The sequence below is a fragment of the Streptomyces xylophagus genome (assembly GCF_000716435.1).
In the GTDB taxonomy this organism is placed as follows: Bacteria; Actinomycetota; Actinomycetes; order Streptomycetales; family Streptomycetaceae; genus Streptomyces; species Streptomyces xylophagus.
In genome coordinates this window covers 589,993-602,652 of record NZ_JNWO01000001.1, presented here as the reverse complement: position 1 = coordinate 602,652, position 12,660 = coordinate 589,993, and the positions used below count along the sequence as shown (strand labels likewise).

Sequence of the window (12,660 nt, the reverse complement as noted above, 5' to 3'; positions counted from 1 at the left end):
CGGGTACCGCGGCGGCGGTACCCGGAACTCCGGGCCGGCTTCAGCTCTTCGGTGTGTTCTTCAACGCCGCCTCGCAGGAGGGCCAGTCGTGGAAGTCGTGCTTGGCGCTCCACAGCCGGTGGGCCGCCTTGATGTTCCACTCCGGGTCGAACGCGCGCAGCGGTGTGCCGCCCAGCTCCTGCAGACGGCGGTCGGAGATCTGGAACACGCCCCAGTTGCGGCTGCCGTTGGTGTTGGGCAGTACGTACAGCGGGTCGAGGAACGACGCACAGCGGGCAACGGCCACGGCGGTGTCGGGGTCCTCGACGAACACCTCGCGAATCAGCTTCGTCACCTGCGCCGGCGACCAGGTCGTCATGCTCACCTGCTGGGCGTAGAGCGCCTTCTTGGTGGCGTCGTCGACGACGTTCGTGGCAGGCAGACCCGCCAGCACCTGGAACGCGGTCACTCTGCGCAGGGTCTCCGGCCCGAAGTCCCCGTCGATAGCGAGCTTGCCCTTGGCCCGCGCCAGCAAGGTCTGCACCTCGCGCACACACTCGTCGTGCTGTCCCATGCTCACCGTCGTGCACGCACGGGAGTACAGCAGTTCACCGCTGTCCGCCGACGAGCCACCGGTGGAGTTCTCGCCGGGCAGCCACACGAAGCCGGCCACCAGCACGACAGCGACCACGGCGGCGAGGATCGCGAAACGCGATGACAGCTTCTCGGGCACCCGGGACCGCCGCGGCTTCCCGGCCGGGTCGGGCGTGAGCTCCGGCAGGACGACGACGTCATCGCCCGGTCCTGTGCTCGCCCCCACGGCCACGGCAGGTTCGTCCGTCGCCGGTGCCGCTTCCGGGGTCTCCTTGGCGGCCTCGGCCCGTACGTCCCGGTCGGTGTCCGCCAGCGCCCACAGCCGGTGCAGTTCGCGGAGTTCCTCCGCACTGGCGCCGCACACCTTGGCGAAGGCGTGCACCACCCGGTAGTCCGTGGGAACGCTGAGTCCGGAGCAGTACCGATGCAGACTGGAACCGCTGACGCCCGCCTCCTTGCCCAGGCGGTCGTAGCCACGGCCACTGCGGTCCTTCAGCATCCGAAGGTAGGCGGCGAACTTCTCGGTCCGCGGAGAGGCAGCCACACATCCACCCTTGCTCAGGCCTCTACTGACGGGTAGAAGCTACACCGAGGAACGGAGTGCATGCGCCAACACCATTGCAGGGAACGGTAATTGACAGACTGTCAACCGGATCCCGAGCGAGCCTCCCGCACCTCAGGCAAATTCGCCGATTATTCCATGTCAATTGATGAGATGACGACAAAAACCCTATTATGTTCGCCGCGAGGGCGGGATGCCCTACCGTCAAACGCCCAAAGAACGGGACGGCATGCCGGGGGGGCGAGGCAAGGAGTGGAAGAAACGGCTCCGAACGGGGGCGAGCACCACGACCACATCGACTTACGGGGCAGCGAATTCCGGGGCCCCGTCACCGGAAAAGTGGTCATCAACCACTGCCACTGTCCCGTGCTCACCGCGCTCTCGGCCCTGCCCGCGGCCCCCGCGGGCTTCACCGGCAGGCGCACCGAACTGACCAGACTGCTCGATGTCCTGTGCCCCGCGGACAGCCGGACCACCCCGAACCCGGCGGTCATCTGCGCCGTGACCGGGCTCGGGGGTATGGGCAAGACCGCGCTCGCGCTGGATGCCGCGCACACCGCCTGCGCCCGGAAGTGGTTCCCCGGTGGCACTCTCTTCATCGACCTGGGCGGCTACGACGACACCCCGGTGACGGCCGACCAGGCGGTCACTTCCCTCCTCCACGCGCTCGGCGTGGGCCACGTCCAACTCCCGTCCGACGACGTCGACCAGTACGCGCTGTACCGCAGCCGCCTCGCCAATCTCGCCGATCAGGACCAGCCCGTACTGCTCCTGCTGGACAACGCCTCGACCTCGGAGCAGGTCTCCCCGTTGCTTCCCGGCAGCGACCGGCACCGGGTCCTGATCACCTCCCGTGAGCGCCTGGACTCCCTGCCCGCCCGCCAACTCGCCCTGGAGGCCCTCAGTCCGGACAACGCCGTGTCCCTGATCGCCACGGCTCTGCGACTGCGTGATCCAGACGACGACCGGCCCTCGCGCGAGGCCGGGGCAGTGCGCGACCTGGCCCAGCTGTGCGGCCATCTGCCCCTGGGCCTCCAGATCGCCGCCGCCCTGCTGCGCCGACGCCCGAACCGCCCGATCGCTTCGCTGGTGGACGAGTTGCGGACGGCCACCGACACGACACGCGCCCTGGTCAGCGAGGGAGTCGACCAGTACAGCAGGTCACTGGCCCTGGCTCCGGTGTTCGACGTGTCGTTCGGCCGGCTGGGTGCCGACCAGGCAGGAATGCTGCGCGCGGTGGCGCTGGCCCCCAGCACCGAGATCAGCACCGACGCGGCGGCAGCCATGGCCGGGCTGAGCCCCGCCATGGCGCTGCGTCTCCTGGACGACTTGGTCCACGCTCACCTCATCACAGAGGTTGAGGCATCCACGGGCACGACGGAACGGTGGCGCATCCATGACCTCGTGCGCGGCTACACGGCGACGCTGACGGCTGACGACCCCGCGCTGGCCGAGGAAGGCGCGCTGGCGCGGGAGCGCCTGCTGAGTCACTACAGCCGTCTCGCGGAGGCCGCCGACCGCCAACTGCGCTTCCTCCAGGGCGACCCCGTGCCGGAGGTCTTCGCGGGACGCGCGGCGGCGCTGGCCTGGCTCGACGCGGAGCGGGTCAATCTGGTCGCCGCGGCCCAGTGGACCGACGATCGCTACGCCCCGGCTGCCGTCCGCCTGGCACTGAGCGTGGCCGAGTTCCTGCGCTGGCGACGGTTCTTCGACGACGGGATCGCCGTCGGCCGAGCCGCCCGGGACGCGGCCCATCGTCTGGAGGACCCGCACAGCGAGGCGACCGTGTGCAACAACCTCGGCGGTGCGCTGCTGCGGGCGGAGAGGGCGGACGAGGCGATCGAACCACTGACCCGCGCCGCGGGCCTCTTCGACTCCATCGGCGACCGGACCGGCGAGGGCATGGCCTGGAACAACCTCGGACTCGCCCTACGGAGGACGGACCAGGTGGAGGAGGCCATCAACAACCACGTCCGGGCCCGAGACCGCTTCCACACCACGGGCGACCTGCACCTCGAAGGACGCGCGTGGCACAACCTCGGCCTCTCCCTCGACACGGCGGGCCGGACGGATCAGGCCATCGATGCCTTCGCCCGGGCCTGTGAAATTCACCGCGCGACCGGTGACCGGGTCCTCCACGGCGATTCGCTGAACAGTCTGGGCTGGGCCCTGCACGCGGCGGGCCGCGCGGAGGAGGCCATCGCCGCCTACCACGACGCGGTGAAGATCCGCCAGGAGTACGACAACTGGTACGCGACCGGCCAGACCCTGAACAATCTCGCCCTCGCTCTCAAGACCGCCAACCGTCCCGACGACGCGGCGAAAGCCCGAGCCGAAGCGGTCAACGCCTCAGCCCGAGCCGGCACCACCGCCGAGGTCTACGGCCACCTGCACTAGCCTCGCCAACCGGCCCGCCGAGTCGCTACGGCCACGGTGGCGCCAGCGCCGAGAGGAGCCCCTCGGCCAGGCGCGCGGCGGGGAGCGGATCGGCCCGTTCCGTCGTGGCCCGTACGACGGCCCGGAGTTGGGCGCCGGGACACGTGTCGGCGTACGCCTCGCATCCGTCGGTCGCGTACGCCCGTGCCAGCGCGTGGCCGAGTGCCTCGGCGTGGGCCTCGGCGCAGGATTGCGCGCTCGCGTCGGTACTCAGCCGTGCGTACTCGTGCCCGTATCCGTCGGCCTCGGGCGCTGAGAAACCCTTGCCCAGCGCGTAGTCACGGGCGCCCGCATGGGCTTCGGCGTACGCACTCGTCCGGTCGTACGCCGCGTCGTAAAGGCGCAGGAGCACCGGGGTGAGCGCCGACCTCCAGGTGTCCTGGTCCGCTCTCCTGCCACCCGCCGCCTCAGCGTGCAACTCGCCCAGAGCCGTGAACACACCTGAATCCCCGTCCTGCGCCGCCTCGTTGAGCAGCGGCAAGATCGTGGCGGAGTGCCAGACATGGACGGCGCGAAGGCTACTCGTGTCCGGCCCTTCGTCGAGCAGGGCGTGCACACGGGTCGCCCAGTCGTCCCGGGTGTCCACCGGCAACTCCTCGTGGAGGGCCGTGACGACGTGCCGCAGCGCGGCAAGGAATGCGTCACGGGCAGCGGACATGGGCATGGTGGGGCACCGTCACTTCCCTCGATGATCCGGGTCAGGCCTCCAGGCGGCTGCCGTTGACGGCGATCCTGCGACCCTCGCGGGTGTGCGGGAAGTAGTCCCAGACGGCGTGGTGTTGGACGCTGCGGTTGTCCCAGAGGACGAGGGTGCGCTCCTGCCAGCGGACCCGGCAGTGCAGTACCTGGGTGCGGGCTATGTGCGCGTACAGCATGTCGAGGAGTGTGTCGCTCTCGGTGCGGGACAGCTGGGTGATGTGCGAGGTGTAGGGGGCGTTGACGAACAGCAGCTTGCGGTCGGTCTCCGGGTGCCGGACGACGACCGGCTGTTCGGTGCGCGGTACCTCGTACTCGGGCGGCGGGGTCTGTCCGGCGGCGGTCCAGGGCAGGGCTCCGTCGTGGAGGGCGGTCAGGGTTTCCAGGAAGCTGCGCATCGCCGGTGAGAGGAGTTCGTAGGCGAGGTGCATGTTGGCGAAGACGGTGTCGCCGCCGCTGCCGCCCTCGGGGATGGTGGTGATGTACAGCAGTGAACCGAGGGAGGGTTCGGCGTCGGCGGTGCCGTCGGCATGCCAGCCGTTGCCGGCCACGGCCCGGGACTCCTTGGTCGCCTTGATCTCCAGGATGTGCGGGTCGGACCCTTCGGGCGCAAGGGCTACGGGGTGCAGTTCGCCGAAGACGCCCGCGAACCGCTTGTGTTCCTCGGGGGTGATGTCCTGGTCGCGGAAAACCAGCACGTGGTGGGTCTGGAACGCGTGCTTGAGTTCCTTCTCCTGTTGCGGTGTCAGCTCACGCGACAGGTCGAGGCCGGTGACCTCCGCGCCGAGCAGCGGGGTGATCGGGGCGACGGACAGGGTGTCGTAGGGCTCGGCGGGGCGGGTGGTGAGCCGCTCGACGGCCTTGAGTGCGTAGTCCTCCATGAGAAACGACCTCCGTGGTGTCGGTGGGGTGAGGGTGACGGGGTTACAGGCCTCGGTCGAGGAGTTCGGATACGACCAGGCGGCCGAAGGCGAGGCTGCCGTGGATCGTGTCGTCCGGCCGGCAGAACACGGGGCGTTGCCGACCCGTGCCGTCGGTGACGCGGACCCGCAGGTCGATCAACTCGACGTCGCGGACGGCCAGTTCCGCTACGAGGATGTCCTGGGCGGCGAAGAAGACGTCCGGGTCGGACATCCCGGGGACGCGCTGGGGCGGCAGGAGTGCCAGCACCCGTAGGCCCAGCGTGACGGCGTGGTCGTAGAAGGCGAGCGCGCCTCGGACGGTCGCCCTGACCAGGTCGGCGAAGAGGCGGCTGCGCAGGAAGGTGTCCGGGACGGTGCCGTGGCGTTCGCGGTAGAGGTCCCAGTTCTGTCGGGTGGCCACCGTGTGGGCGCTCAGCCCGAATGTGCACACCAGTGGCACCGGCAGTCCGGCGAGCGCGCTCACGTCGAGGGTGTCGAGGAACTCGCGGTACAGCCGCTGCGTTTCGGCCCGCCGGAAGGTGAGGTCGGTGCCGTCGATATCGGCGAAGGGGCCCAGGAAGTCCCGCCCGGAGCCCACCGGGCCGCCGACGAAGGGCAGGTCGGCGGCCTGGGCTGCCTGGCCGACGCAGCCGGCGTGGGAGTCACCGAGCAGCAGGAATCGGGCGGGGGTTGTAGTAGTCGAGCACGGCGTCGTCACACCAGTGGTCCTCTCCGCCGACGACAGGGGTGGGGGTTTCGGGCACGGGTCTCGGCGCGACCGGTCGGCCCTGGAGCGCCTCGAAGAAGTGCCGCATCACGAAGGCCACCCCGTCGGGGCTGACCGTGCGGAGGTTGGGCTCGTAGGAGGCCGCCCGGTAGGGGAAGCCGGTGACGATCTCGTACGACGGGAAGTAGTCGACGTGGTCGGACTCGTCGGCGAGTTGTCCGGCCGCCGCGCGCAGTACGGATTTGGAGTGGGTGGTGGCGACGAGGGCGTGGCGGCCGGTGGCGGTGGCCGTCAGCGGCACCGGGGAGACGGTGAGGACCATGCGCAGCCGGGAGTTGACCCCGCGCGCCAGGTCGAGCACGGACGTCAGATCGCTGTGCACCTGCGCCACCGTGTGGTTGCGCAGGACGTGCCGGGCGGGGTCGAAGGTGCCGCGTACGGTCCCCGGGCACATCGGCAGCACGGTGCCGGTCGGCGTGTCGTGCCAGGCCTCGGTCAGGCCGAGGGTGAAGACAAGGACGTCGGCCTTGATGAGGGCGGTGCGGACGGCGGCGAGGGTGGTGTCGCGGGAGCGGAGCAGGTCGTCGGGGGAAGGGAAGCCGTCCGGTTCGACGGTGGGCCGGTAGGGGTCGTGGAAGACACCGTCCTCCGCCCAGACCTCCTCCGGCGGTTTCTCCTCGTCGAGCGCCCAGGCGATCCACTGGCGCAGTGCGGCAGCGGTGTAGATGTTCCCGGTCCGGAAGGAGAAACGGCGGTAGCCGCGTGCCGACCGCTCCGCGCGGGTGAGTCCCGGCGGTGGCAGTTCGGCGTCGTACCAGTGCATGCCCTCCTCCAGAAGGGCCCTTCCGATGTGGGCGGCGAAGCAGGACCCGGCGGTGACGACGGGGTCGTCCTGTCCGATCGTGAACTTCGGCGTCCACAGGTCGCTGATGTCGAGCGGGTCGGGTTCGGCGACCGCGGTGCGCCAGAAGGAACGCGCGGGGAGGCGGGTGTAGGGGTGCTGCACAGTGGCCTCCTCAGGATCGTCCGGCGGAGTGGGGAACGGCGGCGTGCGTCGCGAGTACGGCGGCGATCGCCTGTACGTGGGGTTCCGCGACGAGTTCGTAGTGGGTGGCGTCGACGTGGTGGAGGCGGTAGGGGCGGGACAGATGGGCGTCCCACGCACCGAGCACGGTCGGTTCCGGGGCCAAGACCCGTTCCTCTACGGGGCGTTGGGCGAGCCATACCTCGACGGGCGTCCGGTCGAGCCGCGGCAACCGGTGCTCGGCCATGGCCGCGAGGTTGGTCCGGCAGCAGTGCGCGAGGCGTTCGGCGTAGGCGCGGCCGGACTCCGACAACCGTTCGCCACCATTGCCGTTGCCGCTCAACTCGCGGGCGAACACGGCGTCCACCTGTTGATCGTCGTAGGCGGCGAGCCGTTGTCCGGCGCCGGGCGGCGGTGGGTCGAGGAGGTGGACCGCCCCGACAGGTCGACCGTCCGCCTCGGCAAGTGCGGCCATGGACAGGGCGGTCCAGGCGCCGAACGACCAACCCGCCAGGCTCAGGCGGATGTTGTGGTCCGGAAACGCGGCGCGGACGGCTTCCAGATAGTGGGCGGCACGCTCGGCGATCGACCGAGCCGGCTGTGACGGGTCGCGCAGTTTCGGGTCGGCGATCAGACAGACCGTCAACTCGTCCGGCAGAGCGGCTACCAGAGGGCGGTAGGCCTGGATGTCGCCGCCCACCGGATGGATCAGGCACAGCACGTCCGTGCCGGGTCCGCGCTGCCACACCTCGACGTCCACGGCGGCGGAGGCGCGGGTGCCGGTGTCGAGGTGGCCGAGGATCTCGGTGAGGCTCACCCGGTGGCTGAGCCGGGACAGGTCGATGTCGGCGCCGTAGCGGCGTTTCACCTCGTCGAGGAGTTCGAGCAGGGTGAGCGAGTCGGCGCCCAGGTCGTACAGCGCGGTCTGCGGGTCGACGGTGTCCACGCCGAGGAGGTCGAGCAGGATCTCGGTGAGTTCGGCCGTGGCGTCGCCGAGTACGGGTTGTGCGGAGGGCACCGGTCGGGAGTCGGCGACCGGCTCGTAGAAGTGGCGGGCCTCCGCCAGGGGCGTGGTGTTGACCATCAGGTGCGGCAACTGCAGGTGCAGGGCGCGTTCGAAGACCGTGGCGCCGTCCTCGGGCGTGAGCGCCGTCTTCAGGTGTTCCTGATGGCGGGCGTCGGTGGTCAGTGCGTGCTGCGCCATGCCTACGTCCCGCCAGGCGTCCCAGCCGATGCTCATACGGACGGTGGCGTCGTCGCCGTCGGGTGCGTGCTGGGCGTAGGCGTCCAGGCAGGAGTTTGCCGCCGCGTAGTCGAACTGTCCAACTCCCCCGAACTGGGCCGCCATTGACGAGCAGTAGACCGCAAAGTCGGGATCGTGCTCGGCGATGAGCCGTTCGACGAGCAGGGCGCCGCGCAGTTTGGCGGCCGTGGCACGGCGGGCGGCGGCGGGGTCGCGGCGGGCGAGGAGCGCACCGGCGGCAGTGCCCGCGGCGTGGACGATGCCGGCGAGGCCGTCGAGGTGCGGGTCGAGTCTGTCCGCGAGCGTGCTCAGGTCGTCGGTGGCGAGGTCGGCCGGGACCAGTGTGACGCGGTCCTGGTGTGCCCGTAGCGCGGGCGGTGTATCGGTTCCTCGGGCGAGGAGGACCACGCGGTTGCCGGGGTGCTCCAGGAGACGCGCGGCGAGCGTTGCGCCGATTCCGCCCGTGCCGCCGAGCACCAGGTGGGTTCCGGAGGCAGCCGAACGGACCGCATCCGTTGGGGAGTTGAGGACCGGGACCGGCTGGAGGGTGCGCTGCCACCAGAAGCCGTCCCGCAGGGCGGTGGCCGGTTCGCCGATCGTGTCGTCCAGGAGGAGGTCGGGCAGATGGGCCGCCCAGTCGGCCGGGCGGGGTCCGGGCAGGTCGGTCCACCGCAGGGTCACGCCCAGTTCCTGCCGGGGGACTTCGAGGGCGGCGGCGAGCAGACCCGCCTCAGGGATACGCACGGGGCCGGTGACCGGCTGGGCGCCCTGGGACAGCAGCCAGGCGCGGGGCCGTTCGGCTTCCGGGACGTCGGCCAGGGCGCGGGCGAGCGCCGCGACGGTGTCGAGGCACGCCCATTGCGCCGCCTCCAGCGCGTGGTCGTCGAGGCTGCCGTCGAGGGCCAGCGGCAGCGCGTGCAGCCAGTCGACACCGGGTCCGAACTGGGCCAGTAGAGCGGCAAGTTGCCCTGAGTCCGCAGGATCGGCCTCGTATCGGTCCTCGTCGAGACGGGCAAGGCTCTCCCCCGCGCGGACGGTCACCACGCGGGCGTAGTGCCGTTCCAGGAACCGCCACGCTGTGCCACCCGCGTCCGGTGTCGTGACCACTACGGCGGTGCGTCGCGGTTCGTGGGCGCCGGTGCGGGCGCGGCGCAGACGTGTCCACGACGGCTGATGCAACCACTGGTCGGCGGGCAGTCGCCCGGGTCCGGTCGAAGGCGTGGGTGCATCGGGTGTGCGCGAGAAGTCGTACTCCGCCGTCTCGAAGGCAGGCGGTGGGAAGTCCCAGGGTGCGGACGCGGGCCCGTCCGGCCATACGAGGATGTGTCCAGCGCTCCAGGCCTCGGCGAGGGCATGGGGGTCCCGGTCCAGGGTCGACAGCCCGGTCTGCGGGTGCGGTGTCGTGACCTCACCCAATGCGTCGAGCCACGCGACGGCGGAGCCGGCATCCGGGCAGACCGCCGCCGCACGGTGGCCGAGCGCGGGGCGTCCGGCCTGGAGGTGGCGCAGCACCTGCGGGTAGGCGTCGGGGTGTGCCCTCAGATAGGCGGCGATACGGCGCCCGTCCGCGCGTACGGCGGACGCGGAGCTGCCGGACAGCACCAGGCACGGCACTGGCACGGGCGGGACGACACCGTACTGCGTCGGCTGCGGTTGCTCGAGCAGCAGATGGGCGTTGGTCCCGCCGATGCCGAAGCTGCTGACGGCGGCCACACGCGGCACGTCCTGCGGCCAGGGTTCGGCCGCGACCGGTATGCGGAACGGCCCGTCGTCGATCTCGGGGTTGAGCCGGTCGAAGTCCGCCGTGGGCGGGACGATCCCGTGGTGCACGGCGAGCACGGCCCGCACCATGCCGACGACACCCGCGGCGGCGCCCAAGTGCCCGATCTGGCTCTTCACGGAGGACAGGGCCACGCGCGCGTCGTCGGCCAGGCCGTACGCCTGGCAAAGCGCCGCCGCCTCCACCGGGTCCCCGAGCCGAGTACCGGTGCCGTGCGCCTCCACATAACCTAGGTCTGCGCCGCTACGGCCGCTGCGGTGCAGGGCGGTGCGGATCGCGGCGCGCTGTCCGGCGAGGGCGGGAGCGCTGTAACTGAGCTTGTCCGAGCCGTCGTTGTTGATGCCCGAGCCCGTGATGACGGCGTAGACCTTGTCCCCGTCGCGGCGGGCTGCGGCCAGGGGCTTGAGGACGACCACGCCGGTCCCGCTGGCCCCGACGGTGCCTGCGGCGTCCGCGCTGAAGGGTCGGCAGTGGCCGTCCGGCGAGAAGATGTGCTGCGGCCGGTAGGTGTAGCCGTCGGTCAGGTCGGCGTCGACGAGGACACCGCCGACGAGCATCACGTCCGCGTCGCCCTGCCGCAGCAGCCCGGCGGCGACATGGACGCCGACGAGCGAGCTGGAGCACGCCGACTGCACGGTGAAGGCGGGGCCCGTCAGACCGAGGTGGTAGGCGGCCTTGGTGGCCAGGAAGTCCTTCTCGTGATGCAGCGCCAGCCGGAAGGTGTCGGGCAGTTCGGCCGGGTCGGCCTCGCGCAGCATGCTCTGGAAGTAGGTGTTCTCCCCGCAGGCAGCGAGGAGTCCGACGCGGTGGGCCGTGGGGTCTCCGATGCCCGCATGGGCGAGTGCCTCGACGCAGTTCATCAGGAGCTGCCGCTGCTGGGGGTCCATCAGCCGGGCCTCGTGCGGGCTGATCGTGAAGCGGCCCGGGTCGAAGTCGAGCATCCCCGCCAACTGGCTGCGGGCGCCGACCCTCTCGTCGGTCGTCGGAATGTGCTCGATGCCTCGCCGGCCGGAGACGACCAGGTCCCAGAAGGCGGCCAGGTCAGGAGCACCCGGGAGCCGTACCGCCATCCCGACGACGGCGATGGGTTCCTCGGCCCCCCTCTCCGTCGGTCGTGGCGCGTCGCGGGTGATCGGATCGGTGCCCTCCACCCCGCGTCCCTCGATCAGACGGGCCAGCGCGCGGAGGCTCACGTGCTCGAACAACTCCGGTACGGCGAAGGCGAGTTCGTCCTCGCCCGCGCAGCGGAGCTGGAAGCGCATCAGGTCCAGGCTGGTGGCGCCGGCGTCGAAGAACCGCTGCTCCACGCCGATGGCCTTGCCTGTCACCGCCTCGAACAGCGCGGCCAGCCGTTCTTCGAGAGGTGACAGGGTCGGGGCGGTAGCGCCTGCCGGGCGCAGCTCGCGGCCCGGGACGGTGAGTGCGGCCCGACGGTCCAGTTTGCCGCTCGGTGTGCGCGGCAGTTCGGTCAGGCGGCGGAAGCGGCCGATGCGCACGTAGGTCGGCAGCAGCCCGGCGAGATGGTCCGCGAGATCCGCGGGATCGGGGTCTCCGTCCCGGCATTGCAGGCACGCCACCAGCAGGCCGTTCGCCACCGCCGCGACGGCGTTGGTCACACCGGGATACTGCAGCAGCGCGGCCTCGACCTGCCCCAACTCCAGCCGGTGACCGCTGAGTTTGACCTGACTGTCGTCACGGCCCGCGTAGTGCAACAGGCCCTGCGCGTCGAAGTGTGCCAGGTCGCCGGTGCGGTAGAAGGTCCCGAGGTCGGAATCGTCGGCGAAGCGGTCCTGGAACGGCGCTTCGTCGCCGAGGTAGCAGCGGTTCGCCATGAGACCGCCGATCAGCAACTCACCGGTGACACCCGGCGGAACGGGGTGCCCGCCGCCGTCGACGACACGCAGGGCGGCGTTCGCGACCGGACGTCCGATCGCGGGGCGCAGCGGCCAGCCGGCGGGGTCGCCGTCGAGGCACAACCCGCTGACGACATGGGTCTCCGTGGGACCGTAGTGATTGAACAGCCGGGCCTCCGGCAGACCGGCGAACCAGCGGCGGATCGCATCGGTGCACACCAACTGCTCCCCCGCCGTGACGACTTCACGCAGCCGAGACGGGAACTGTCCGGTACGCACGCCGTGTTCGGCGAGCAGTTGCAGAGCGACGTACGGCAGGAAGATCCGCTCCGCTCCCCCGGTCTCCAACTCCCGCAGCAGGGACGGGACATCGTGCCGCCAGGCGGGTTCCACCAGGCGCAGCAGGCCGCCGGAACACAGGGTGGTGAAGATCTCCTGGAAGGAAACGTCGAAGGACAGCATGGAGAACTGCTGGGTGACCGCGGGCCCGCGCAGGCCGCCGTCGGTGCGCTGCCAGGTCAGCAGGTTGCACAGCGTCCGGTCGGGGACCTGGACGCCTTTGGGCGTGCCGCTGGAGCCGGACGTGAACAGGGTGTACAGCGGGCGCAGCCCCTGGTGCGTGGGCAGTTGGGGCTCTGCGGTGGGGGTGTCGGTCAGGGTGAGGATGTGCCGGGGCAGGGACGGTGGCGCGATCGCGGCGAGGACATCTTCATCTTGGGGGGCCACGAGGACGCACAGAGGGTCGGCCTGGTCGAGCACGTGCCGCAGGAGGGGCGGCGGGTAGGCGGGGTCGAGGGGTACGACGGTGAGGTTGAGGCGGGCTGCTGCCAGGAGCGCCACGATGTGCTCGACGGAGGGCTGGAG

The 12,660-nt window shown here is 70.9% G+C and carries 7 protein-coding genes; 1 reads left to right on the top strand and 6 read right to left on the bottom strand.

Features of this window, described 5'->3' with window-relative positions; all coding sequences use genetic code 11:
• Window positions 1–40 precede the first annotated feature (40 nt).
• Window positions 41–1,117, bottom strand: a complete 1,077-nt coding sequence (locus OO70_RS02690; RefSeq protein ID WP_043663079.1) for a helix-turn-helix domain-containing protein — start codon at window positions 1,115–1,117, stop codon at window positions 41–43.
• A 270-nt stretch (window positions 1,118–1,387) separates the two neighbouring features.
• Here OO70_RS02690 and OO70_RS02685 point away from each other — a divergent pair, with 270 nt between their 5' ends.
• Entirely contained in the window at window positions 1,388–3,532 is a 2,145-nt protein-coding gene (locus tag OO70_RS02685) for a tetratricopeptide repeat protein (RefSeq protein WP_158711398.1), read from the top strand.
• A gap of 25 nt (window positions 3,533–3,557) precedes the next feature.
• On the opposite strand, the gene OO70_RS02680 is transcribed toward OO70_RS02685, so the two are convergent.
• Genes OO70_RS02680 through OO70_RS56780 form a run of 5 tightly spaced genes read right to left on the bottom strand, consistent with a single transcriptional unit; the run spans window position 3,558 to window position 12,636 of the window.
• Window positions 3,558–4,235 carry a hypothetical protein gene (locus OO70_RS02680; protein ID WP_043663078.1) on the bottom strand — a complete coding sequence of 226 codons (678 nt, stop codon included), beginning with the start codon at window positions 4,233–4,235 and terminating at the stop codon, window positions 3,558–3,560.
• A gap of 34 nt (window positions 4,236–4,269) precedes the next feature.
• Window positions 4,270–5,148 carry a TauD/TfdA dioxygenase family protein gene (locus tag OO70_RS02675; RefSeq protein ID WP_043663076.1) on the bottom strand — a complete coding sequence of 293 codons (879 nt, stop codon included), beginning with the start codon at window positions 5,146–5,148 and terminating at the stop codon, window positions 4,270–4,272.
• A gap of 43 nt (window positions 5,149–5,191) precedes the next feature.
• Window positions 5,192–5,887, bottom strand: coding sequence for a hypothetical protein (locus tag OO70_RS02670; protein WP_199827227.1), 696 nt, complete (start codon window positions 5,885–5,887; stop codon window positions 5,192–5,194).
• A complete protein-coding gene (locus OO70_RS02665) occupies window positions 5,832–6,902 on the bottom strand; it encodes a GSCFA domain-containing protein (RefSeq protein ID WP_043663074.1) in 1,071 nt (356 codons plus the stop codon). Before OO70_RS02665 ends, OO70_RS02670 begins: the two co-directional genes overlap by 56 nt.
• Window positions 6,903–6,912: 10 nt before the next feature.
• Window positions 6,913–12,636 (bottom strand): SDR family NAD(P)-dependent oxidoreductase, encoded by a 5,724-nt coding sequence (locus OO70_RS56780; RefSeq protein WP_324604828.1) that lies wholly within the window; start codon window positions 12,634–12,636, stop codon window positions 6,913–6,915.
• Between the last annotated feature and the right edge of the window lie 24 nt (window positions 12,637–12,660).